General features: G+C 68.6%; 14 protein-coding genes. 9 read left to right on the top strand and 5 right to left on the bottom strand.

Going from position 1 to position 24,342, the window contains the following annotated elements; all coding sequences use genetic code 11:
• Positions 1-110: 110 nt before the first annotated feature.
• Positions 111-1,214 (bottom strand): SMI1/KNR4 family protein, encoded by a 1,104-nt coding sequence (locus ABD768_RS03335; protein WP_344837179.1) that lies wholly within the window; start codon positions 1,212-1,214, stop codon positions 111-113.
• A 217-nt stretch (positions 1,215-1,431) separates the two neighbouring features.
• On the opposite strand from ABD768_RS03335, the gene ABD768_RS03330 reads away from it, so the two are divergent.
• The 9 genes from ABD768_RS03330 to ABD768_RS03290 all read left to right on the top strand — a co-directional run bounded on the left by ABD768_RS03330 (position 1,432) and on the right by ABD768_RS03290 (position 17,061).
• Positions 1,432-1,848, top strand: a complete 417-nt coding sequence (locus tag ABD768_RS03330) for a hypothetical protein (RefSeq protein WP_344837176.1) — start codon at positions 1,432-1,434, stop codon at positions 1,846-1,848.
• Positions 1,845-2,504: an SMI1/KNR4 family protein gene (locus tag ABD768_RS03325; protein ID WP_344837173.1), complete on the top strand. Its 660-nt coding sequence runs from the start codon at positions 1,845-1,847 to the stop codon at positions 2,502-2,504. Before ABD768_RS03330 ends, ABD768_RS03325 begins: the two co-directional genes overlap by 4 nt.
• A gap of 135 nt (positions 2,505-2,639) precedes the next feature.
• Positions 2,640-2,891, top strand: coding sequence for a hypothetical protein (locus tag ABD768_RS03320; protein ID WP_344837170.1), 252 nt, complete (start codon positions 2,640-2,642; stop codon positions 2,889-2,891).
• Between the two features lie 127 nt (positions 2,892-3,018).
• Positions 3,019-3,285, top strand: a complete 267-nt coding sequence (locus ABD768_RS03315; RefSeq protein WP_344837167.1) for a hypothetical protein — start codon at positions 3,019-3,021, stop codon at positions 3,283-3,285.
• A 234-nt stretch (positions 3,286-3,519) separates the two neighbouring features.
• The gene (locus ABD768_RS03310; RefSeq protein WP_344837164.1) at positions 3,520-4,098 is read left to right on the top strand and encodes a hypothetical protein; all 579 of its coding nucleotides are present in this window, start codon (positions 3,520-3,522) and stop codon (positions 4,096-4,098) included.
• Positions 4,099-4,220: 122 nt separating this feature from the next.
• Positions 4,221-14,693, top strand: a complete 10,473-nt coding sequence (locus ABD768_RS03305; RefSeq protein WP_344837162.1) for a calcium-binding protein — start codon at positions 4,221-4,223, stop codon at positions 14,691-14,693.
• Positions 14,694-14,742: 49 nt separating this feature from the next.
• Positions 14,743-15,624: a GTP-binding protein LepA gene (locus tag ABD768_RS03300; RefSeq protein WP_344837159.1), complete on the top strand. Its 882-nt coding sequence runs from the start codon at positions 14,743-14,745 to the stop codon at positions 15,622-15,624.
• A gap of 45 nt (positions 15,625-15,669) precedes the next feature.
• Positions 15,670-16,107 carry a GNAT family N-acetyltransferase gene (locus ABD768_RS03295; RefSeq protein ID WP_344837155.1) on the top strand — a complete coding sequence of 146 codons (438 nt, stop codon included), beginning with the start codon at positions 15,670-15,672 and terminating at the stop codon, positions 16,105-16,107.
• 108 nt (positions 16,108-16,215) lie between these two features.
• Entirely contained in the window at positions 16,216-17,061 is an 846-nt protein-coding gene (locus ABD768_RS03290) for an alpha/beta hydrolase (protein ID WP_344837152.1), read from the top strand.
• On the opposite strand, the gene ABD768_RS03285 is transcribed toward ABD768_RS03290, so the two are convergent.
• From ABD768_RS03285 to ABD768_RS03270, 4 genes are all read right to left on the bottom strand, one after another.
• Complete coding sequence (locus tag ABD768_RS03285; protein WP_344837149.1) at positions 17,058-19,793, bottom strand: helix-turn-helix transcriptional regulator; 2,736 nt, start codon at positions 19,791-19,793, stop codon at positions 17,058-17,060. The genes ABD768_RS03290 and ABD768_RS03285 overlap by 4 nt on opposite strands.
• A 6-nt stretch (positions 19,794-19,799) precedes the next feature.
• Positions 19,800-22,559, bottom strand: coding sequence for an AAA family ATPase (locus ABD768_RS03280; protein WP_344837146.1), 2,760 nt, complete (start codon positions 22,557-22,559; stop codon positions 19,800-19,802).
• 57 nt (positions 22,560-22,616) lie between these two features.
• A complete protein-coding gene (locus ABD768_RS03275) occupies positions 22,617-23,243 on the bottom strand; it encodes a sigma factor (RefSeq protein ID WP_344837143.1) in 627 nt (208 codons plus the stop codon).
• Between the two features lie 140 nt (positions 23,244-23,383).
• Positions 23,384-24,334 carry an alpha/beta hydrolase gene (locus ABD768_RS03270; RefSeq protein ID WP_344837140.1) on the bottom strand — a complete coding sequence of 317 codons (951 nt, stop codon included), beginning with the start codon at positions 24,332-24,334 and terminating at the stop codon, positions 23,384-23,386.
• Between the last annotated feature and the right edge of the window lie 8 nt (positions 24,335-24,342).

The raw sequence follows: 24,342 nt of genomic DNA, 5'->3' as shown, positions 1-24,342 counted from the left end.
TGATCGAGTGGTTCCCGGCAGCAGAGGAGCAGGTTCGCACGCTGAGGCGTCGCGTAGAGCGCTGGGACGGATTCCGGTCGCGGGAGCGATAGGAACGCTGGGTATGGTCGTCACCAGTGTGATTTGTCGCTGCCTGGCTCGAATCGGATGTGGTCCAACGGATCAACCTCGTCGTCTTGGCCGGGAAAACCGGCGGTGTCGAGGTGGCCGCGGAGCCAGGCGAGCAGTGTGTCGACGAGAGTGTGCTGCAACGGTGGGCCTTGTTCGGCGTGGCGTGGATAGACGATCAGTGGCCACTCGTCGGGCGATCCTTGGGTGAGCCAGCCCAGTACGTCGCCCTCGACCGAGTTGGCGAACGGCAGGAATCCGCCGGGCTCCGGCCAGACCGCAAGTGGCTGGAATTCCGGATACTCCGCCCGCAGATCGGCGTACCCGCCAAGTATCTCTTCGGCGTGGTGCGCGAACCCACGACCGTTGGTGCGCAGCGGCGTGACGAAGTTGAGCCACTCCGACCAGCAGCCGGCCCCGTAGGTGTCCATCAGTTCGATGTAGTCGGTGGGGAGCCGGGTGCCTAGCTCCTCGAAGAGCTGGTCCCAGCTGCCGTCTCCCAGGTACGGCTTGGCCGGTGGTGGGACGAGTAGCTGGAGCGTGGCCAGGCCAGTGCCTTGCTTGAGCGCGGTGAGCCGGGCCTTCTTCGGGACGGGCGTACGACGCGGCGGGGTCCAGGGGCCGGCATCGACCAGATACGAGGTGCGCTGCGCTGTGGGTGGTAGCGGGCCGAGTTGCTGGTTGCTGGGCAGGGGGACGCCGGTGCTTACTACGGCGGCGATCAGTTCTGAGAGTGGCATGTGGTAGTTGTGCCAGGGGTTGAGGCCGTTGTTGACGGCGTCGCTGTCCATGACGACCACCGGCCATTGGTCGGGGTCGGTGGATGCTGCTGTGTCCCAGAGCAGGTAGCTGGCCGAACGGGTCATTCCCCAGGCGAGTAGTCCACCTCGTTTCGGGTGGAACGGCGGCGGTGTGTGTGGCGGAGCGTCCTTCGACCGTGCCCGGCACAGCTTGTGGGTTTCCTTCAGCCAGTCTCCGTAGTCGAAGCGGCCAGGCTTGGCACAGGGCGTCTGAAGCCAAAGCCATTCACCGATGAGCAGCGGCCCGTACTCGGTAGCCAGGGCCTTGTAGTCAGCAGGCAGGCGAAGACCCAGCCAGGACTCCACCGCATCCCAGTCAATCTGTATCGGTAGGGGCGCAGGATCCGACTGCACGAACGGCGCGTCCATGAGATCGCATGATTCCACGAAAGGCTCTACTTCGCCCGGCGGCAGGTCTCAGCACAAGTAGGCGACGGAGCCGGCGCCGAAGCTCTTGGCTACACCCCACACGTCACATGACATCGTCGATCAACTTGCCTCTTGACTGTGTACGGTGACATGAATGGCTGGCTTGATGAGAGTGGGCGGCGGGGGCTGGTCGGCGTCGTCTTGGTTGTTTCGGTGGGTGCTGACCAGGCTCGCGGACGACGCTGGACTGGACCGGCGACTCGAGTCGGCGCTGAGGGAGATCGTCGACGAGAATCTCGGGTGGTTCTCGCTGGAGGAACTGGGTCCGATCGATCGCTCGATGGTCCGATCCTGGCTTGCGGATCGCTTGGTCGCGGACGCGGTTGACCGTCTCCCGGTCGAACTGGCGGAGCGCGAGGCGGTTCTCGGCCATCTCGCGGAACTGGCTGAACTGGCGGGGGATCTTCGCGGAGGCGGGAGGGACGTCGTGCAAGGTGTTCGTCTCGGCGCTGAGGTGAGGAATGGGACGAATCCTCGCTGGCGATCCGGGCTGGCTGGGTGTGATTCATGAACCTGGATGGGTTCTTTGCGTCGTACCGGCCTTGGCTGCAAGGGGTAGCGCCCAGCTTGGCTGGTGCGTTGCGGGGGCCGGCGGCTGATGCGGAGCTTGGACGGTACGAAGAAGCTGTTGGGGTGGAGTTGCCTGGTGAATTGAGGGAGCTCTGGAAGGTTCATGATGGCGAATCCGGTGCAGAGCCCAGTGGAGGGACGATCGGTGGGCTGCTGTTCCTTGGTGTGGAGAGGTCGTTGAAGCAGTGGATGATGTGGTCGTCACTCCGAGCGGAGACGGGCGACGCGGAGATGCGGGAGTTGAGTTCTTGCTCCGAATCGTTTCCGCCGGGGGCCGTTCAGTTGGAGTATTCGGTCGCTGGGTGGCTGTCGGTTCTGAAGGTGAGCATGGACGCGAACTACATCGGGCTGGACCTGGCGCCGGGACCGGGTGGTGTCCGGGGGCAGGTGATCAACTTCGGGCGGGACGAGGATCGGAAGGTGGTGATCGCGCGGTCGATGACCGACCTGCTGGGATTCATCGCGTCGGAGGCGGACAGGGGCGAGTTCGTGGTCTCGTCGGTCCAGCCTGGCGGTCAGCCGATCCTGGCCCACCGGCGCGGCCACCTCATTTCCGTCCTCTGCGAACTCGCCGAGTCCCGCGGCCCACTGGGGTGAACGCATGAGCATTTCTCGGCGCGACGGTCCGGGTGGGGCGCGGCCGACGTGACCATCGAGGCTGACGGGACAGACCTCTCCCCGGCCAGGCGATCAGGACGGTGCTGTGGCGATAGAGATCGAGGCGTTCGCTCGATGAATGATGATGAGTTGGTCGCGCTGCTGAGAGCCTCTGGCCGGGATACCTCGCCGAGTGGGCTCGCGGAGATCCTGGCGGATCACTTGGACGGGGGTCTGACACAGAGTGCCGTGGTGTTCTACTTCAAGCGTGCGTTCCCCGGTACGCCGTTGCGGGTGCTGCTGGAGGCGGGGGCGTGGCGCAGGCTGTCGGATGGGGAGCTGTCGACGGAGGAGTTCGACGGGATGCTCGCACGGTGGTTTCGGTGAGACTTTGGTCGATAGGCCATGGCGAGCTCCTCGCCGACGGCGGTAGCTAGCCGTGCGGGAGTTCCGGCAGGATGATGGGCGGCTGCCCACAGGCGGGGTGTTGAGTGACGTCGCTGTCGTGGGAGCCGTGGCTGCGCTTGTGCTCGGATTCCTCTTGCCGTTGGAGAAGTACTCCGGGATGGAGTCTCCTGAGCTCGCGCGGGTCGTCGATCCGGACGCATTGCTGGTTGCGACGTTGCTATCGGTGGCCGCCATGGTTCTGGCGGCTGTAGCGATCCGGCTGTCACCAAGGGGCCGTCTTTTTCCTGGCGTGGTGTTTATTCTGTCTTTGCTGCTGTGCGGGCGGTTGTCCTCTGTCTATCTCCTCACCCCGGAGTTGATTTGGCATCAATGAGTGCGGAGGATCTGCCGGGTTATCTGGTGGAGGTACTGCCGGAGACGGCCGAGGCTGTTGAGGGGGTTCGGCTGGAGTATCGGGATGAGCCGGCGGTTCGGGTGTACGGGTATGTGTCGTCGGGGTTTTGGTGGCCGGTGTTCGAGCCTGCGTTGGAGGAGGGGAGCGATCCGGGGCTCATCTGCCGGTGTTTCGAGGTGTCGGAGGCGATGCGCACCTGTCCTGAGCAGGGACGTGCGGGACGCTGCGGCGATCCGGGTTACGTCGTACCTGTACACGCCTCGCTGGTGGTCGTGGGTCTGCCGGTACGCCGGTCCCGTCACGCGCGCCGATCTGCGCGCAAACGGGTGCGAGCCGGTCGTGCCACGGCTCGCGGAGTACTCCGGCTACCTGGCGGACCGCTTCCCGGAGTACCGGCAAGCGATCGACGACACCGTGGGGTCCGAACCAGTCGACCGGCGTGTGGCCAACGTGCTGACGCGGGATGTTCTGAGCGCGGTGTTGAGGAGTGCTGTCGAGTCCGCGGACGACCAGCTGCTCTGGAGTTGGTACCGAACGGCCGAGGAACTGCTGGCGAGCCCGGATGAAGACCTGAGGGACGCAGTACTGCACGAACCACCGGGCGCTGCCTGGGAGCCGGCGACTCACACCGCCGTGAGCCGGCAGAGGGCTGGCTCGTTGCTGGCGAGAGCGATTGATGAGTACTACAGGGATGGGACCTGGCGATCCGACACGGACTGGAGGGCGGCGTGGTTCCCGAAAGGGCGGGGGGCGGAGGTTGTCAGGCGTGCGATCTGGGTGAACGGTTGTTGAAGTTCGGCTGAGGTATTGCGTGGTTACTGTGGGTGGCTTACTTTTCGAGGCAGTGACCGGGGGGTCGCCCATCGCGCGACCGTGGGGGGAGCGCGGGCCCTGGGTCGCGGGGGTGGACTCTGATGGGTCTGTTGCGTCTTGCGTCGTCGAAGCTGATCTCAGTTGCCGTGGCCATCAGTTTGCTGGTCGCGATGCTGGTCTACACCGCTCAACCGGCCCGAGCGGCCGACGACGGTGTCGATGACCTGCTGAAGATGCTGGGGGTCGGTGGGTCGCCGGACAGTTTGGCGGCATGGACTTCCGGTCTCGGCGCTGTCGACAAGCTGAAGGAACCGCTACCGCTGGTCGGTGCGAGCCCAGGCGGTTTGCTCGGACTCAACGACCTGTTCGGCAAGGCGATCACGGACGAGTTGCAGTCGGCAACGGACTTCGGCGATCTGTCGGTGGACAAGGACATCACCATCGACGGCGGCCGGACCGGCCACCTCAAAACCGACGTGAGCGACCTCGGCAACGGCAAGAAGCTGGACATCGTCGCCACCGTCGACAAGACCGCCACCGGTCAGGACCTGCGACTCAGCAGCGCCTCGCCGAAGGTCGAGCTCGCGGTCTCCGACGGGGTGACGGTGGCCCTGAAGTCGCGGCTCGCGCTCAGTCTGGTGTGGACCGGCACGGGCGACGACAAGGTCTATCTGGTCAGGTCCACCGCCACGCCGCGGCTCGACGTCGATGCCCACGCCGGGATCGAGAACGCCACGGCCAAGGCCGCGATCGGTATCCTCGGCGTCTCCCTGACCGGCTCCTCACTCGATGTCGACGCACACTTCGTCGGCACGGTCAGCGACCCGGACAACGACGGCAAACTGTTCTTCAGCGGCAACGGCGAGCTGGCCCAGGCCGGCTCGCTCGACGGGCTGGTCACGGTCGGTCTCGACCCCGAGGGATCGCAGCCGATCGATGCCACCGACGCCGGCTCGCGCGGATCGGTGCACGCGACCTTCCAGCTCGGCGCGGCCGCGGCCGGCATCCCGGCGGCGCTACCCAGCGACATCAGCGCGACCGTTCAGGTCGACTGGAACGACATCGGGACCGGTACGCCGGTAGTCACGGCCCCCGACTTGGCGAGCACCGTCGGCCGCTTCCAGAACATGAGCCTGCAGGACCTGGCCGAGGGGCTGGCCCAAGTCGTCGCCACCCTCACCGCGATCCAGAAGGCGAAGTTCGACCCGGACCAGGGTGGGCCACTGCCCAGCACCGGCGACCTCGACCTGCCGTTCATGAAGGGCACGCTCGCCGACGCGATCCAGATCAACGCCGTGCTGAAGGACTTCCTGGCCAAGAACACCGTGCCCGGCCCGACCGACCCGAACTACGCGGGCGAGGATCCGGCCCAGGCGGGCAAGCCGACCTTCACCTCGCTGCAGGACCTGCTGAAGAAGCTCGACGACGCATCCGACATCTCACTGAGCAATCTGGTCTGGGACGCCACCACCAGCAAGCTCGCCCTGACCGTCGGGATGACCAAGACCGCCCCGGTCAGCCCGGTCGAGCTCGACCCGGTGAGCATCGAGGCCTCCGGCAAGACCGCGGCGTACGGTGCGAAGACGCTGACCGTGGCGGGGGCCGGCTGGCAACCGAACCAGTGGCTCGGCCGTCGGGTCGTGGCCGGTACGAGCGCCGGCGAGGTGGCGAGCAACGACGCGAGCACCATCACCCTGAAGGCGGACTGGGCCGGCGGCCAGCCGCCCGTCAACTCGCCGTACGTCATCGCGGGCGCGGAGCCGCACGTCGGCGCGGTGACGTTGGCCAACCGGATCGACTCCGGTGGGCACGGCATCGTCAACGCCAACGCGGACCAGACGTTCGCCAAGGTGACGCCGTCGTTCACCGCCTCGGTCACCTTGGTGCTCGACCTGCAGGATTCCAAGACCGGTGCCGCGTGCAACGGATTCCTCGGCTCCACCCAGGCGTGCCCGTTCACGCAGCACAACGGCCCGCTCGACATCGTCGTACCGGCCCTGCCGCTCAACACCGACCGGGTGATGATCCGGACCGGCGGCTCGCTGTTCTCCGCCGACTTCCCGATCGACACCGCCGTCGACCTGACCGCAAACGCGGGCTTCTTCAAGGTCCACCTCACCGGCCAGCTGAAGGTCTGCAACTCCTCTCTGGGCGACACCTGCCCAGCCGGTACGCCGTCCGGCCACATGCTGTCCGTCGCGTTGAAGCAACAGGGCGACGCCCAGCACGACCTGCGCCTGTCCGAGTTGTTCAAGCAACTCGTGGACAGCCCGCAGAACCTGCTCGACATCGACGCGAACGTCCGCGCGTACGGCGATCTGACGGTGGCCGTCCCGGACGCCGAACAGTTCCTCCCGGCCGGTGCGACCACGAAGCTCACCGCGAAGTGGGGCGACCTCACCGACCCCACCTCGGTCGACCTCGACACCTCCGACCTGGCTGAGATCTTCCAGCTGGACTTCGACGCCGACGACCCGAAGGCGCTGTTCACCGCGCTGATCAAGACCCTGCAGACGCTGTCGAAGCAGCTCGCCGACTCCAACCCATCGGCCGGCGGTGGTGTCTTCGACAAGGACATCCCAGGCCTCGGCAAGTCGTTGCGCGACCTGCTCGTGAGCGACGAGTCGAACGCGGGCACCGGCGTCAGCTACGGCACGAACACCGTCGTCGACAACACCCGGGCCGGTGGCAACCTGTTCACCAGCACGCTGGTCGGCCGCTCGATCGTGGTCGGTACCCAGGTCGGGATCATCCAGGCCGTTTCGCCGGACGGGAAGACGCTGACCCTGACCAAGGCGTGGGAGTCGGCACCAGCCGCCGGTACGCCGTACATGATGCGCTCGGCCCTCGACGACGTCACCGATCAGTTGCTCGCGAACACCCCGGACAACATCCAGGACGCCGTCGCCTTGCTGAACAAGGGTCTCGGCACCGACAGCGTGAAGTTCCGCTACCTGGACAAGGACGGCAAGCCGAACCTGGTGCTCGACGTCGACTGGAAGCGTGGCTACCGTGCTGCCTCTCCGATCAAGCTTGCCCTGGGCAACCTCAATGGCGGTGACCAGACCTTCGCCGGTGCGCAGGCGACCGGCCTGGCCCAGGTCCAGGTCGACGGCCGGGTCAAGGTCGGCCTGGTCATCCCGCTCGCGCCCGGTGCGGGTCCGGCGGACGGTACGGCGCTCAAGGTGCTGGAGGACTCCTCGATCAGCGTCGGCGCCAAGGCCGAGCTGACGAACGGTACCGTGCAAGGCGTCGTCGGTCCGCTGTCGATCTCCCTGGGAAACCCGACCGCAGGCGCGCCGGCGAGCGAGAAGGCGCAGGCCAAGGCGGACCTGAGCATCGCGCTGGCCAAGTCCGGCGCGACCGCCGACACCCCGGTGTCGTTCAGCGACTTCATCGGCGCGGTCGGAGTGAACTTCAACGCCACCAACGGCACCGTCAGTTGTGGCGAGACGCTGGACACACCGCTGATGGTCTGCGGCAGCCTGCCGATCTTCCTCAACAACTCCGGCGCGGACAACGGCTGGGTACCGATCGGCCAGATCGCGCTGCGCGTCCCCGACTCGACGAACCCGGCCGACCTGGTCGATCTCGACGACAACCTGCCGGCTCCTGACGGGGCCAAGAAGGAACTCGAGCTGCCGGCCGATCTCGGCCAGCGGCTGGCCGACGCCCTGCTGGACTTCAAGAACTTCGGCGACGGCCTGGAGGGCTATCTCGCCGCCGTCGAGCAGGCGTTCCGGACGGCGAGTTTCCAGGGCAAGCTGCCGCTGGTCGGCGAGGACCTGCAACAGGGCGCCGACTTCATCGGGGACCTGCGGACGAAGCTGCGCAGTTCGATCTGGAACGAGCTGCCCGGTGGTGGCCGGCCGGCGAACTCCAAGGAGTTCAAGGACTTCATCAACACCAAGCTCGCGGCGGCGCTGGCCGAGGTACAGATCGCCGCGACCGAGGTGAGCGTCGACTTCGACTGCACGGCGACGCTGGCGAAGGCGGCCGCTCCGACCGTCGCGGAGAACCCGGCCGACACGGGCACGGCGACGTACGAGTACAAGGTGGTCGCGTACCAAGGCTCTGGCGACGGTACGGCGGGCGACACCGTTCCCAGTGATCCGGGCCAGACGGCCAAGGGCGCTGCCACTCTCGACGGCACCCATTACAACCACGTCACCTGGGCGTCGGTGGCGAACGCGACGGGGTACAAGATCCTTCGCAAGGCACCCGGCGACAGTGCGTTCAAGCTGGTCAAGAAGGCCGGCAACGCGCTGGCCTACGACGACAAGGGTGCGGACACGACAGCCGACTACACCGCGGCGACGACCGAGCCTGACCTCGAGGTCTGCGGCATCAACGACATCGGTGGCGTCTTCCTCGAGTTCACCGCCCAGCGCGGCAAGGTCAGCCCGGCCAAGGGTTGCGAGAGCACCGGCGCTGCGAAGCCGTGCTTCCACACCTCGCTGCCCCTCGACATCGGCATCCCGGGTCTGGCGCTGCGGCAGGGCAAGGACGGCACCGACGGCATCACCGTGGACGCCGGTTTCGCGCTGCACTTCAAGCTCGGGCTGACCAAGGCCGACGGGTTCTTCATCAATACTCACGACGGCTGGGGCCCGGACAACAAGGCGCTGCCGGAGTTGCAGGTCGGCCTCGCCTTCGATCTGCCGGACACGATGGTGGCCGAGCTGGCCTTCATCAAGATCAACGTGGACAAGGCCACCGGCACCGGCCACGACGCGACCAAGTCGCTGTTCGCCGGCGCGTTCCAGATCGACCTGAAGGCGCCGGGGGAGGCGAGCTGCTTCAAGGGCGACGAGGCCGCCTGTACGCCGGACGAGAACGCGAAGATCAAGTTCACCGACCTGGGCAAGGGCGGCGAACTGTTCGGCGTCTCGCTGGCCGGTGGCTTCACGATCGACTGGATCGTCGAGGCGCAGGTGGACTCCGCCTTCCCGGGGGTCCGGGCGAACTTCCAGCTGACCTGGGCCTTCGACAACAAGGCGCCACAGGACTCCGGTGCGCCGTACATCGCCTTCAAGGACGTCGGTATCAGCGCCGGCAGCTTCTTCGAGGGCCTGCTCGGCGACGTGGTCAAGGAGATGAAGCGGGTCACCGGACCCCTGCAGCCGGTGATGGACACGCTCTACGCGCCGATCCCGGTACTGTCCGACCTGAGCCGGATGGCCGGTGGCGGCGACGTCACGTTGATGACGCTGGCCAAGTCGTTCAGCACGATCGCCGGCGGGCCGAAGCTCGACTTCGTCGACACGATCAAGTCGGTGATCGAGTTCATCAACCGGCTGCCCAGCTGCTCGGCGGCCGATCCACACGACTGCTATGTCCCGCTCGGCGACTTCGAGATCGCCGGTGACAAGGCACTCGACACCAGCAATTCGCCGACCACGGCGGACAAGATGTACAAGACCGTCAACCCCAAGTCCGGCACCGAGGTGAAGAGCAACCTCAACGCCAAGAACGACAACCCGAACGCGGCCGGCAAACCGGTCTTCGGCGGGACCGGGCTGGCGGCCGACAAGGGTGACGCGGAGAAGTCCGGCATCACCTTCCCGATCCTCGAGCAGCCGGCCAAGGCGTTCAACCTGCTGATGGGCGGCGACGTCACCCTGGTCGAGTTCGACTCCGGCCCGCTGACCCTCGGCTTCAGCTGGCGGCAGGCCTTCGGGCCGGTGTACGCGCCGCCGCCGGTCTTCGTGACGCTCGCCGGCTCGGCCAGCGTCAGCCTGCGGATCGTGGCGGGCCTGGACACGTACGGGATCCGCAAGGCGGTCGAGGCGGCGCAGAACGGCGCACCGATCGATGCCGTCGACGTGATGGACGGGCTGTTCTTCAAGACCGTCGACGATGCCGGTACGCCGATCCCGGTGGTCCAGTTGACCGGTGAGATCGCGGCCGGCGCCGCGGTCAGCGCGGTGATCATCACGGTCGGCATCGAGGGCGGCCTGCGGCTGACCATCGGCTTCTACTGGAACGACCCGAACGACGACGGCAAGTTCCGGGTCAGCGAGTTCCTGCATGCGGCGCTGAACAACCCGCTGTGCCTGTTCACGGTGAGCGGCCGGCTGTCGCTGTTCCTGCGGGTCTACATCACCATCGGGGTGAGCATCTTCTCGGTCTCGTTCAGCTTCACGCTGGCCGATGTGACGCTGCTCGACTTCTCCGTGAAACCCGACTGTGAACCGCCACCGCCGAAACTCGGCGGCACGGTCGGCGACACCGTGGTGGTGTACGCAGGTCAGTTCGGCAAGAACGCCCAGCGCGGCGCGCCCTGGGGCAACGAGGCCGCGGCGGTGGAGAAGGACACCGTCAAGGTGATCTCGCTGCACTACGCCCAGAAGCCCACCGACGCGACCGGCGCCAACGGCGACTTCGACGGCTTCGCGGTGGAGATGCTCGGCGAACGGCGCGAGTACCTCGATCCGAACCTCAAGCGGGTCGTCGTCGACGGCGAGGGCTACGCCAAGCCGATGAACATCACCTTCATCGGCGACGGCAAGAAGACCACCGACGACAACGCCGGCAAGACCCCGGCCGTGTACGACAAGGACGCCGTGGTGATCGGCGGCAACGCTGATGACGTGATCACCACCGGCCGCGGACTCTCGTACGTCGATGGCCGCGGCGGCAACGACGTCATCGTCACCGGTGACACCGGCGGCGCGACGTCCAAGGCGACGGTCGCGGGCGGATCCGGGAACGACACCATCACGGTCGGCAACGGTGACGACGTGGTCGGCGGCGACTCCTCGCTGGGGACCGCGCGCAAGAATCGTCAGGTGACCCACAACGCCCAGGACGGCGGCGGTACGTCGGACCTGAGCTCGGTCTTCAATTGGGAGTCGATCGCCGACCCGGCGACGCAGCCCGAGGTCGCGCCGGCGGGCGACGACACGATCGGGCTCGGACTCGGTACCAACAAGGCTGTGGGCAACGGCGGGAACGACAAGATCGGGGTCGCGGCCGACCAGCCCGACGGCTCCAAGAAGGCCGGCATCAACACGATCGTGGGTGGCCAGGGCAACGACCGGATCACCGGCGGCTCGAACGGCGACCACATCTTCACGGCCACCGAGACCGAGTTCGGGGTCGACGAGGACGGCCCGGTCGACCTGACGGGCGCCGACCCGGCGACGAACACGGTCGACACCGGCACCGGTAGCGACAAGGTCTGGGGCAGCCAGGGCTTCGACAACATCACCAGCCACTCGCAGGGTGACCAGACCGCCAAGCTGATCGGCGGCGGCCGGCGCGACAGCCTGCTGGGCGGCTTCGGTACGGACGAGGTGTACGGCGGTCCCGGTGACGACTACGTCATCGCCGAGCCGGCCGAGGTCAGTGGGACGGACGGACCGAACGACGGGTACGGACTCACCAGATCGGTGACCAAGCTGCCGCTGCCCGCGGGCGCGCCGTCGAACGCCAAGACCCTGGTCGGTGGCCTCGGCAACGACCACCTGATCGGCGGCGACGGACCGGCGAAGATGTTCGGCGACAAGCGCATCGACGCCGAGCTCTGCAAGCCCGGTACGCCGGTGACCTCCGACCCCGTGGACGAAAGCACCAGCGCGGGCACCGGTGACGGCAACGACCGCATCCTCGGCGGCGCCGGCATCGACACCGTCTCCGCGGGTGGTGCCGACGACTTGGCCGAACTTGCCGGGGGCAACGACCTGGCCTGCGGTCAACAGGGCAAAGACACCCTGCGTGGTGGCGGCGACGCCGACCAGCTCTGGGGTGGTACCGAGACGGACGTCCTGTACGGCGACGCCGGGCTGGATCAGGCCTTCGGTAACGCCGGTGACGATGTCGCGTACGGCGGTACGGACGCCGACGTGATCGAGGGCAACAACGGCGAGGACTGGGCGACCGGTGGAGCCGGCGACGACCTCGTCTACGGCGGTACCCGGGCCGCGGGCCGGACAGACAACGGTGACGACGACCTGTACGGCGACACCGGCAACGACCGGCTGATCGGCGACAACGGCACCGTCGACGACCCGGCCAACCCGGCCGATCCGCCGGCCGTCCCGGTCGACCTCGACGGGGCGACTCCGGCGGCCGGAACCGGCGACCGGATCTTCGGCGGCGACGGCGACGACACGGCGTACGGCGGTCTTGGTTCTGACCAGGTGAACGGCAACGGCGACAACGACCATCTGGAAGGCAACAACGCCGCGGACGTTGTCCATGGCAACGATGGTGAGGATGCGATCGCCGGTGGCTCGTTCGAGCAGGCTACTGCTGGTGTGGGCCGGCCGGACACTGGTGACGTGCTGTTCGGCGACGCCGGTCCGGACTTGATCGCCGGTGACAACGCGGTCCTCGGACTGACGACGGATCCGGCGGCGACCACGCCGGTGACGAGGCAGCGCGGATTCGCTTCCGGTCATACGGTCTCGCTGCTCGACCTCGGGCTGACGCCGGTCGCGAACACGTCCGGCAACGACCAGATGTCCGGTGGCGACGGGCAGGACGTGCTCTACGGCCAGGGCGGTGAGGACCGGGCCAAGGGCGACGGTGACGACGACTATGTCGAGGGTGGTCAGGCGAGCGACTGGGTCGAGGGCGATGCCGCGGACGACGACCTCGTCGGTGGTAGCTCGACCCAGCTGACGGCGGGCGTGGGTCAGCTGGACACTGCCGACGCGATCTTCGGCGGGCCTGGCGACGACGTCGTCACCGGTGACAATGGTCAGGTCCAGCGGCCAGGAGCTGGGCAGACACCGACCCGGGCGACGGTTCGGCAGGGCACGAAGGTCGCCGGTACGCCGATGGCCGCCCGGATCGTCGACCTGTACGACCTGGGCGCCGACAAACTCGTCCCCGGACCGGCTGACCGGTTCGGCGTCGACCGGCTCTCCGGCGGCGAAGGGGTCGACACGATCTGGGGTCAGGACGGTGGCGACTTCATCTCCGGTGGCGCCCACGCCGACTACGTCGAGGGCAACGGCGGTGCAGACGTGGTGCGCGGCGATCTCTCGCTCGCGGGTGATTCGCCCTTCACAACCGTTGCCCCGTTGGCCGATCCCGGTTGGCCGGGGACGCCCAGCGCGGCCGCTCTGCTCGAGGGCGCGAGTGCTCCCGACGGACAGGACGACCTGATCGGTGGAAGTTCGGCGAAGGGCTTCCGCGACACCGGCGACACGATCGAGGCGGACGGCGCCGATGACGTCGTACTGGGTGACAACGGGTCGTTGATGCGGACGATCACCGGCCAGACCGAGCGGGTCTACGCCGATCGCTACCCGAACGGGACTCCGCCCGCCGGGGCCACGGTGGCCCGGACCCACGACCCGGATCTCGGTGACCCGAGCACGCGGTTCTGTACGGAGGTACAGGCAACGTGTGAGGCGGCCGGTGCCTTCGGCAACGACACCCTGTACGGCGAGGCCGGCAACGACGGGATCTGGGGCCAGGACGGGAACGACACCATCCTCGGCGGTACGGACGACGACGATCTCTACGGTGAACTCGGCGACGACACCGTGAACGGTGAGGCCGGCGAGGATGCGATCCTGGGTGACCGTGGTGGTGTGGTGAACCAGTACCTGGACACCGGCGACCTGCCGGCACAGTTCAGCATCTCCACGAACTCGCCACCGGCCGAGACCTACATCGGCTTCCGGCGCGGCCTGTACGACCGGCGGGCTGATTTGGAGCACGACGTCGATGGTGACCAGTGGATCGGTGCCGCGACAGCTGCCGAGATGCCGCACGACGGCATCACCGAGGGCGGCCGGGACCGGCTGCTGGGTGGACCGGGCGCGGACAACATCCATGCGGGCTTCGGCGACGACCTGGCCAATGGTCAGAGCGGCGGCGACCAGGTCTTCGGCGACGACGGCGAGGACGTGCTGTGGGGCGGCAAGGGCTGTGACCCGGTCCTCGACGCGGCCACGCCGGACTGTCTGGTCGGTGGGGTCTTCAAGGCGGAGTCGCGGGGGACGAACGACCGGTTCGTCGACCACACCTTCGGAGGCGTGGGCGAGTCGGATCCGGCCAAGCAGGATGTGCTCGGGTCGGACATCCTCGACTTCAACCCGCGCGGTACGTACCCGGGCAACTGCGCGCCGGGTGCCTGGCCGGTCACCACGGCCGGCGTCACCGTCGACCCGTGCGAGTGGTTCCAGCTGACCGGCAAGGCCGACGACACGGCCGCGCCCGAGACGCTGACCAACAACCAGCACCACCAGGGCACGGACTGGATCTACGGCGGCTGGGACCGTGACGTCATGCAGGCCGACCGGGCGGAGAACGGGCCCAACCCGGGCGACCGGCTGATCGACTGGAACGGTGCATACAACCTGTTCAGCCATTGCAACGCGGCGTACGGAGGGTTCAACGACGTCCGGCAGCACTCGCCGGCGATGCAGAACTTCCTCCAGTCGCTCGCCTGGGGATCGGGCGCCGGCCGGGCCGCCACGGACGCGACCACCTCCGGTACCTCGGCGTACCGGGAACTGGCCCTGACCTACAACCAGGACCACGGCCACGGCACCGGTAGCGCCTACCCAGGCACCCCCGGCCACTTCGACGACCCGGTGGCCTGCAACGACTAGCCGGGATGGGTGATGTCACAGGCCGGGCAGTGGTTCGGTCTTAGGAGGTATGAGCCAGGTACAGATTCGGCCGGGGCCCAGACGCGCCACTCGCGATGGGCTCCGGCAGTTTGTCGAGACGTTCGCGGCGGACCATCCGCCGTTGTCGCCCGGGGCGGCGGATCTTACGATCCTCGATCCTGAGCGGGTTCGCCGGAAGTACGGCGGGGTCTTCAACTACCTGACGAGGGTCGAGCTCGAGGTCGAGCGGAACGTGCTGGAGTTGCGGGCGCTGATGCCCGATGCGACGGAGACGGATCGGTTCTTCTACGAGGACGTGTGGTCGCCGCAGGAGTTGCAGCACGGCATTCTTCTCGACGCGGTCCAGCAGGGTTTCGGGATGACGCCGGCCCCGGCCGACCTCACGAACGTACGACCGGGGATCCGGGTGATCGGGGTGCTCTCGCATCTGCCCGGCATGCTCGGGGTCATCAGACTTCTGTACTACCTGACAGGCGCGGCCACCGAACGCTCGGCGGTCATCGCGTACTCCCGCCTGCTCGACGGTCTCGGCGCCATGGGGGAGCGCGCGATCGCCGAGACCGTCATCGCACCGATCAGACGCCAAGAACCCGGCCACTTCGCCTTCTACCGCATGTCGGCCGAGACTCTCCTGGGCGAGGAGGGCCTCAGCCCCTGGCAACTCCACCTCACCCGGATCCTCCGCCGGCACTCCTTCGACCTGGTCGGCGTCAACAACCGCCACCAACGCGCGGCCTTCGGCGACGTCGCCCGAGCGCTCGGGTTCGACCGCGACCTGGACGGGATCGCGCGCCAGGTGAGCCTGGTGGAACGCGAACTCCTCTGGGCCCGGCACCAGGGAATGCAAGTCCCTGCCTACATCCTCAGCGCCCTCGAAGAAGCCATCGCCCTCAGCATCGCCCGGCACTGAAAACGGAGATGCTGTGACAACATCCCACGGTCTTGACTGGAGGGCATGCTGATCCGAGAGGCGCGCACCTGCGATGCCGCCACCGTCAACGACCTGCTCCACCAGCTCGGCTACCCGCAGGAGGGCACTGAGGAAACGGCGGCCCGAATCCGGAGCTGGGCTGATGATCCCGCGAGTGCGGCCTACGTCGCTGAAGACGACGGCGAGGTGGCCGGCCTGATCGCGGTTCACGTCTGCCCGTTCTTCGAGCGCACCGGATCGTGGGCGCGCATCGTGGCCCTTGTCGTCTTCGAGCGGGTTCGTGGTTGTGGCGTCGGCGGTGAGTTGGTCGGCGCGGCGGAGGCGTTTGCCGTGGGGCATGGGTGTGTGCGGATGGAGGTCACAAGTTCGGATCGCCGGGAAGACGCCCATGCGTTCTACCGGAGTCGCGGGTACGTCGACCAGGCCGGGCGGTCGTCGCGGTTCCTGCGGGGTTTGGAGTAGGTGTCACAGGGTGGGGTGGTTCGCGGTCTTAGGAGTGAGTCGGCCGGGAGGTGGCCGCCTTCGGCTCCTGGTTGGTGGAGTCGTCCTTCGCACGGAATAGGACAGATGATGACCAGTTCCCTCGAACAGGTAACCGGGCGGGTCCGGCGGCGGATCTCGACCGCGGCGGTGCTGGTTGCCGCGCTTGCGTTGGCGAGTTTGACCCCGTCGTTGAGTGCAGATGCCCAGGGCAGTCGTGCGCCGAAGCCGACGATCGTGCTGGTGCACGGGGCGTGGGCGGATGCGTCGAGCTGGCAGCGTGTCATCGAGCAGCTGCTCGACGACGGATACCCGGTCCGCGCCATCCCGAACCCGTTGCGCTCGCTCGCGGGCGACGCCGCGTCGGTGCGGGCCTTCGTACAGACGATCCCGGGTCCCGTTGTCCTCGTCGGGCACTCCTACGGCGGCGCCGTGGTGACGAACGCGGCCACCGGACTGCCGAACGTCAAGGCGCTCGTCTACGTCAACGCGTTCGCCCTGGACGAAGGCGAGACCGCGCTGCAGATGGCCGGGCCGGACTCCGCGCTCTCGGTGCCCGATCCGACGACAGTGTTCGACTTCGTACCGGCCGGTCCGCCCACGCCGACCACTGACCTGTTCCTCAAGAGGTCGACCGTCTTCACGTCGTTCGCCACCGGCCTGGACAACGACGAGAAGGCCATGGTCTACGCGACCCAGCGACCGGGAGCGTTCGGCGGCCTGGCCGACCAGTCCGCCACCCCGGCCTGGCGCACCATCCCGTCCTGGTACCTGATCGGCACCGGCGACAAGATCATCCCGCCGACGGTCCAGCGCACGATGGCCAAGCGGGCCGGCTCCGACGTCACCGAGTTCGACGAGGGTCACCTCGGCCTGATCTCCGACGCCAAGACCACCACCCGGGTGATCGAGAAGGCGGCCCGGTCCGTCCACTAGGCAGGCGTCGAGAGGGTACTGCGAAGCTGCCGCCGCGAACTGATGCCGAGCTTCGAGAACACCTTGCGCAGATGCCAGTCGACCGTATGCGGGCTGACGAACAACCGGGCACCGATCTCGGCGTTCGTCAGCCCGTCGCCGGCCAGCCTGGCGATCTGCTCCTCCTGCGGGGTGAGCGACTCGTACGAGGCCTGTGTCCGTCGACGGACGGTCGCACCCGTCGCCAGCAGTTCCCGGCGAGCGCGTTCGGCGAAACCCGCCGCGCCGAACCCGCTCAACAGCTCGTGGGCGGCACCCAGCTCTGCCCGGGCGTCCGTCCGCCGGTTCTCCCGCCGCAGCCATTCGCCGTAACACAACCGGGCTCGCGCGAAGTCCATCCGCATCTCCGTGCGACCGAGCCGCTCGATCGCCTCGCGGTACAGATCGTCGGCCTGTTCGCTGACCAGCGCCCGCACATAAGCCGCCGTACCGAGCGCCCAGTCGGTCCCCGTCGCCTCGGCCATCTCGCCGAGCTTCCGTACGGCGTCGAGCGCATCGCCCGGCCGTCCGAGTCGTGCCGACGCCTCGACGAACTCCGGTACCGCCTTGACGGACAGGCCGAGGCCGTCCGGGTCCGCGCTCGCGCGTCTGGCCGCCGGTTGCGCTTCGTCGTACCGGCCGAGGCCGTTGTAGAGCACCGCCGCCGCCCACAGGGTGTCCTGCTCGACCTTCGGCTGCCCGCGGGTGCGGACTGTCTGGTTGAGCGTGTCCATCGCACGCTGAGTGGCTGCCTCCCGTCCCCTGAACGGTTCGACGAACAGTGAACCGTATGGCCCCAGGAACCCCGCGCCGGTCGCCTCCCCAACGGCCACCACCTGTGCGGCAAGGGACTCGGCGGCGTCGAGCTCGCCCGCGAAGGCCCGGTTGGGCACCTGGAGCAGGAGTGCGAGCGGTAGTACGGACAGCGCCCCGGTTTCGCGGGCCAGCTCGGCGAGTGAAGTGGTCAGCACGGTCCAGCCGGTCGAGTCCCAGGTGTCTCCCGCCATCCGGGCGGCCAGCGGTAGCCAGCCGAGGGCTTCCTCAGCCGGGACTTCACCGGCGCGGAAAGCCGCAAGCGCCTCCTGCAGCATCGGTACGCCGGCCGAATACCCCTGCGTCGCCGCCGTCGCCACACCATCCAGGAGAAGCTCCCCGGGCGCCGGCACGGCAGGTCTCGGCGCGGCCAGCACTGCCGCAGCGACCGCGACGGTGTCACGGCCAGTCAGCCCGTCGGCGTTGATGCCCGCGTGCAGCGCATCGCGATAGGTCGCACGGGCAAGTCCCGCGTCGAGCTGCTCAAGCCGTTTGGCTGCGTCGAGCAGCAACGGAAGACCCGCGCTGCTACTCGTGGAGATGGACCTGATCTCCCCGCGCAGGAGCGTCACCTTCGCCGCGCCGAGCTCGTCAAGCGGCCCCAGCTCCGCCGCGTCCGCCAACTCGAGCGCCGCGCTGAACGCACCTGCCTGGTACTTCGCAAGTGCCGCCGCCAGCGTCCTGGCTGCCCGGCGTACGGGTTCTGGAGTCAGCCCTGCGGCCCTCTCCAGGAATGCGGCCGCAGCCGCGACTCCGCCGCGAGCCCGTGCCCGGTCCGCCGACTGCTCCAGCTCAGCCGCCACCGACTCGTCAGGCCCCGACGCCGCCCGCGCCAGATGCCACGCCCGGCGATCCGGATCGACCCGCGCATCCGTCGCGTCGGCCAGCGCCTGGTGGACCTCGCGCCGATCTTCCGTCTCCGCGGCGCGATACGCCGCCGAACGCACCAACGGATGCCGGAAGCGCAGCCGGCCGTCGAGGGCGATCAAGCCCGAGGCCTCGGCCTGCGATACGGCGGCGTCCACGGAGATCCCGAGGCGCTCGGCCGCACGCCGTACCAGCGGGAGGTCACCGAACGGCTCGGCGGCCGCGATGAAGAGTAGGCGTTGCGTCTCCGCCGGAAGCGCTTGCACCCGGCGGAGGAAGCCGTGCTCGAGCTGGCTCGACAAGGGCCGCGCATCGGGAAGTACGAAGCCACCCGCCAGCTCCGCGTTGCTCAGCTCATGGGGCAACTCCAGTAGCGCCAGCGGGTTGCCGCGGGTCTCAGCCACGATGCGGTCCCGCACGCGCTCGTCGAGAGGGCCGGCGACGGCCGACTCCAGCAGCGCCCGGGAATCGCTCTCGGTCAGCCCCGTGAGGTGGAGCTCGGGCAGGCCACCGAAGGTCTCGTCCGGACTGGGCTCCCGGACGGCGAAGACGAGCAGGATCGATTCGGCGAGCAACCGCCGAGCGACGAAGCCGAGGGTCTGCGCCGACACCTGGTCGAGCCACTGCGCGTCGTCGACCACGCAGACCACCGGCTGATTGCCGGCGGCGTTCGCCAACAGGCTGAGAGCGGCCAGCCCGACGAGGAAGCGATCGGGTGCTTCGCCGCCACGCAGCCCGAACGCCGCGGAGAGCGCACCGCGTTGCGGTCCGGGGAGGCGATCGAGACCGCCGAGCAGGGGAGCGCAGAGTTGGTGCAGTCCGGCGTACGAGAGCTCGATCTCGGCCTGTACTCCGGTGACTCTGACGATGTGGCACCCGGTCGATCGCCCCACCAGGTATTTCAGTAGTTCGGTCTTGCCGATCCCGGCCTCTCCACGCAGCACCAGGACCGCGCTGCGCCCGCCGCGGGCGTCCGCCAGGAGATCGTCGAGAGTCTGGCGCTCGGCCAGCCGCCCGAACAGTTCCTCACGCATGACGGCTCATCCGGCGGTCACCGGACTGATGGCGTCGATCAAGGCCGGGTCGAGCTGCTTGCGTGAGGTGACGGCGAGCTTGCTGAACACCTTGCGGAGATGCCAGTCCACGGTGTGCGGGCTGAGGAACAGCCGGCCGCCGATCTCGTGATTGGTGAGACCGTCCGCGGCGAGCCGGGCGATCTGCGCTTCCTTCGCGGTGAGCAACTCGCCGGAGTGGGCAACCTGTCGCCGGGTCGTCTCGCCGATGGCAGCCAGTTCCTGGCGGGCCCGATCGGCGAAGGCCCTGGCACCCATCCGGCTCAGGCTGTCGTGCGCGAGCCGAAGCTGGATCCGTGCATCGTGTCGCCGGTTCTCGCGCCGCAGCCATTCGCCGTACAGCAGCTGCGCCCGGGCGAGGTGGACGACCATTCTGGTGCGTCCGAGACGCTCGATCGCTTCGCGGTGCAGGGCGTCGGCATCATTGCCCTCGGCAACCAGCGCGGCAGAGCGTGCCCAGATGCCCAGGCCCCAGTCCGTACCGGCCGCGCGGGCACGTTCCTCGAGCTGACTCAGGGCGTCCGCCGCGCCGGTGTCGCTCCGTGTGGCGGCCTCGACGGCTTCGGCGAGCGACCAGGCGAAGAAGCCCAGGTCCTCCTGCTCACAGGCTTTGCGGGCCGCATCGAGGGCCGCCTCGTAGCGACCGAGGCCGTTGTAGAGCACGGCGGTCGCGTGCCGGGCGAGCCCGAGAGCGCGGCCCTCACCCCGCGCCACCGCGTCCTGCACGGCGGCATCGATCAGCCTGGCGGCCGCGCGTTCCTCGCCGCGCCACGCGGCGAGCATCAGGCGGCCGTCCCGCAACGGCGTGGTGCCGGTCGCCGAAGCGAGGGCGTCCGATTCGGTGAGCAGCATGGCCGCGGCGCCGAACTCGCCCGCATGCAGATGGACGACGGCGCGATAGGTCAGCGCGCCGGGAAGCACGCCGAGCGCGCCTTGGCCGCGGGCCAGTTCGACGCCGCGGTCGGTCAGCTCGTGCCAGGCCTCGTCGTCCCAGAGTTCCGGAGCGACCGGGCAACCTCGCCACAGCCACTGCACGACCTTGTCCTCGCCGCGCTCGGCGGCCTGCCGGAACGCCTGGAGTGCCCTCCTCAGCGAAGGTACGGCGACCGTGTAGCCGTCCGTGAACCGGGACGCGACCCCGTCCAGGAGCAGATCCATGGCCCCGGCCGGCCGGGGCGTGGGGTGAGCCGCCCGAGCGGCCTCGGCAGCCTTCTGGACGTTGCGGTGGCTCCCGAGCCGGCCCGCGAAGACCGCGGCGCCGAGCGCTTCGAGGTACGCCTCACGCGCCGTCGGATCGTGGAGGGCATCGAGCCGGTTCGCCGCGTCGAGCAGCAGTGCACCGGCCTCCCTGCCGCGTCGGTGGGCGAAGCTGATCTGGGCCCGCAGCCGGGCGAGGCGTGCGCGGTGGAGGTCGTCGACCGGGCCGATCTCCGCGGCGGAGAGGAGGTCGTACGCCGCGTCCGGCTCACCGGCCTCGAACTTGGCGCCGGCGGCAGCCAGTGCCCGCTCGGCCCGGCGTCCCGGATCGGGTGTCAGCTCCGTGGCTCGCTGGAGGAAGGCCGCCGCGGTCCCGACGCCGCCACGGGCCTGGGCCCGAGCCGCCGCGCTCTCCAGTTCGGCGGCCACCTCCTCGTCGAGGCCCACGGTCGCGTAGGCCCGATGCCAGGCCCGGCGATCCGGATCGAGACTCGCGTCGGTGGCACCGGCGAGGGCGCTGTGCACGGCGCGCAGATCCGCCGCCGAGCCCGCCCGGTACACGGCCGAACGGATGAGGGGATGCCGGAACCGGACCCGGGAGCCGATGTCGATCAAGCCGGCCGTCTGGGCATCGGCGGCAGCCTCGGCGCCGATCCCGAGCCGCTCGGCGGCACGCCACAGGAGGGCAGGATCGCCGACCGGCTCGGCGGCGGCGATCAACAGCAGCAGGCAGGCGTCGGCGGGCAGCGCGTCGAAGCGCAGCAGGAAGCCCTGCTCGAGCTTGCCGGCCAGTCCGTCAGGTCCGGTCCGGCCGAAACCGGAGGTCAGCCGGCCGGCCGGCAGGCTGCGGGGGAGCTCGATCAAGGCCAGCGGGTTGCCGCGCGTCTCGGCGACGAACCGGTCCCTGACGCGTTCGTCCAGGACCCTTGTGACAGTGGTGTCCAGTAGCGCGCGGGCATCGTCATAGCCGAGTCCGGTCACGAGGAGTTCGGGCAGACCGGTCAGCTCGTTCGCGTCACCGTGCTCGCGGATCGCGAAGACGAGGGCGACCCGCTCGGCGAGCAGGCGGCGGGCGACGAAGGCGAGGGTCTGCGCGGACATCCGGTCGAGCCATTGGGCGTCGTCGATCAGGCAGATCAGCGGCGCGTCCTCGGCGACGTCGGCCAGCAGGTTCAGCATCGCCAGCCCGACCTGGAACCGATCCGGTGGTGTCCCGGTGGTCAGACCGAACGCTGTGCTCAGGGCCTCGTGCCGTGGATCGGACAGTCGGTCCGGCAGCCGCGTACAGAGTTGGTGCAGGCCTCCGAAGGCAAGCTCCATCTCGGACTCGACGCCCGCTGCTCGCGCGATCCGGCAGGATGGCGCGTTCGCCTCGAGGTAGTCCAGCAGGGCGGTCTTGCCGATGCCGGCTTCGCCGCGGAGTACCAGGGCAGCGCTGTGCCCGGCCCCCAGATCGGCTACCAGCCGATCGAGAGCCTCACACTCACGCCGCCGGCCTTCCAGCTGAAGGCTCTGGTCCCGGATCCTCATCGCCACCGTCCAACCCAAGAGCCTAATCATGGTCCGCGCCCGCGGCAACGAAATGGCTCAAGCAGCGAGATCCGCGGCCAGCAACTCTTCGAGGTCGTCGAGGTCGCCGGCCCGGGCCGCGTTGAGAAACCCCTGCAGGAAGCGCTCCTGGGCGGCGGTGCTCACGGTCGTACGCCGGCCCGCGCCGATCCGCTGACGGGACCGGCAGACCAGTTGCCTGGTGTTGGCCGCGCCGAGGTGGAGGAACTCCGAGAGCTCCGGGTAGGGGTAGTCGAAGGCCTCCCGCAGGACGAAGGCTGCGCGCTCCCGCGGGGTCAGGCACTCCAGGATGATCAGCACGGCTTGCCCGAGCGCGTCGCGATGTTCGGCGCTCGTCGCGGGGTCATTGCCGGGGTCGGCCTGCTCGGAGGCCAGGGAGGGCCTCGGGGACTCACGGCGGCGCCGGGCGGACTGGGTGACGTTGATAGCGAGCCGGGTGGTCATCGTCGCCAGCAGCGCCTGCGGGTCGAGGACCGCCGTACGGTCCGTGTGCTGCCAGCGGAGCCAGGTCTCCTGGACGATGTCCTCGGCCTCGTTCGTACCGGGGAGATAGCGGTGCGCGATCGCCAGCAGCCGGGGCCGGACCCGGACGAAGATCGCGACGGCCTCGTCGTCCCAGCTCTGTTCCGTCCTGTCGAGGTTCATGGTCCCGGCCTCCCGGTCGCTTCGGCTGCTCCTGCTTTCACAGTGCGATGCCGACCGCGTGGACCGCGTCCCGGGAAGCACGTGGTGAACGCGTGGTTGCGGTCCACCACGTACCGCCCGGACTACGTGGTCGGGACGGCTCAGTCGGTGCCGAGCGCCTTGCGGAGCACGTGGATCGCCTGCTCGACCGCACCTGTGGTGGCGGCCGTGTCACGGAGCGGGTTGACCATCATGAAGTCGTGGAGGATGCCGTTGTAGCGCAGCGAGGTGGTGCGTACGCCGGCCTCGGTGAGCCGGCGCGCGTAGGCCTCGCCCTCGTCCCGGAGTACGTCGTTCTCGTCGACGATCACGAACGCCTCGGGCAGGCCGGCGAGCTGGTCGAGGCCGGCCCGCAGCGGCGAGGCGGTGATCTCGGTGCGCTTGGTGACGTCGGGTAGGTAGCAGTCCCAGAACCACGCCATCCCCTTCGCGGTCAGGAACGGCCCGTCGGCGAACTCGCGGTAACTGTCGGTGTCCTGACCGGCATCGGTCACCGGGTAGTACATCGATTGGTGGACGAAGGTGACGTCCCCACGATCCTTGGCGAGCAGCGTCAAGGCGGCCGTCATGTTGCCGCCGACCGAATCACCGGCCACCGCCAGCCGGGTTGCGTCGAGGCCCTCGTCCGAACCGTTCTTGGTGATCCACTGCGCCGTCGCGTAGCCCTGCTCGATGGCAACCGGGTACTGCGCCTCCGGCGACCGGTCGTACTCCACGAACACGACCGCCGCCCGCGCCCCGACCGCCAGCTCCCGCACGAACCGGTCATGCGTGCCCGCGTTGCCCAGCACCCAGCCGCCGCCGTGCATGTACAGCACGGCCGGCAGCATCCCGGCCGCATCGACCGGCTTCACGATCCGGACCTTTACGTCGCCGGCCTCCGCCGGGACGGTGATCCACTTCTCGGCGACGTCGAGCTTGGCGATCGGCGCCGCCTGGACATCGTCGAGAACCTTGCGCGCGCCGTCCGGCCCGAGCTCGTACAGGAACGGCGGCTTCGCCGTCGCATCCGCGAACTCCTGCGCCGCGGCCTCGAGAAAGTGCTTCTTCATGGTGGTTT

This window comes from Kribbella ginsengisoli (assembly GCF_039537185.1).
In the GTDB taxonomy this organism is placed as follows: domain Bacteria; phylum Actinomycetota; class Actinomycetes; order Propionibacteriales; family Kribbellaceae; genus Kribbella; species Kribbella koreensis.
Note: the sequence above shows the minus strand (reverse complement) of the source record. Positions and strands in the feature narration are given on the sequence as shown.

What these genes read in the sequence shown, in the direction of transcription:
- ABD768_RS03330 (WP_344837176.1), top strand. Translation starts at nt 1,432, where the DNA reads ATGGCTGGCTTGATGAGAGTGGGCGGCGGGGGCTGGTCGGCGTCGTCT.
- ABD768_RS03325 (WP_344837173.1), top strand. Translation starts at nt 1,845, where the DNA reads ATGAACCTGGATGGGTTCTTTGCGTCGTACCGGCCTTGGCTGCAAGGG.
- ABD768_RS03320 (WP_344837170.1), top strand. Translation starts at nt 2,640, where the DNA reads ATGAATGATGATGAGTTGGTCGCGCTGCTGAGAGCCTCTGGCCGGGAT.
- ABD768_RS03305 (WP_344837162.1), top strand. Translation starts at nt 4,221, where the DNA reads ATGGGTCTGTTGCGTCTTGCGTCGTCGAAGCTGATCTCAGTTGCCGTG.
- ABD768_RS03300 (WP_344837159.1), top strand. Translation starts at nt 14,743, where the DNA reads ATGAGCCAGGTACAGATTCGGCCGGGGCCCAGACGCGCCACTCGCGAT.
- ABD768_RS03295 (WP_344837155.1), top strand. Translation starts at nt 15,670, where the DNA reads ATGCTGATCCGAGAGGCGCGCACCTGCGATGCCGCCACCGTCAACGAC.
- ABD768_RS03290 (WP_344837152.1), top strand. Translation starts at nt 16,216, where the DNA reads ATGACCAGTTCCCTCGAACAGGTAACCGGGCGGGTCCGGCGGCGGATC.
- ABD768_RS03285 (WP_344837149.1), bottom strand. Translation starts at nt 19,793, where the DNA reads ATGCGTGAGGAACTGTTCGGGCGGCTGGCCGAGCGCCAGACTCTCGAC.
- ABD768_RS03280 (WP_344837146.1), bottom strand. Translation starts at nt 22,559, where the DNA reads ATGAGGATCCGGGACCAGAGCCTTCAGCTGGAAGGCCGGCGGCGTGAG.
- ABD768_RS03275 (WP_344837143.1), bottom strand. Translation starts at nt 23,243, where the DNA reads ATGAACCTCGACAGGACGGAACAGAGCTGGGACGACGAGGCCGTCGCG.
- ABD768_RS03270 (WP_344837140.1), bottom strand. Translation starts at nt 24,334, where the DNA reads ATGAAGAAGCACTTTCTCGAGGCCGCGGCGCAGGAGTTCGCGGATGCG.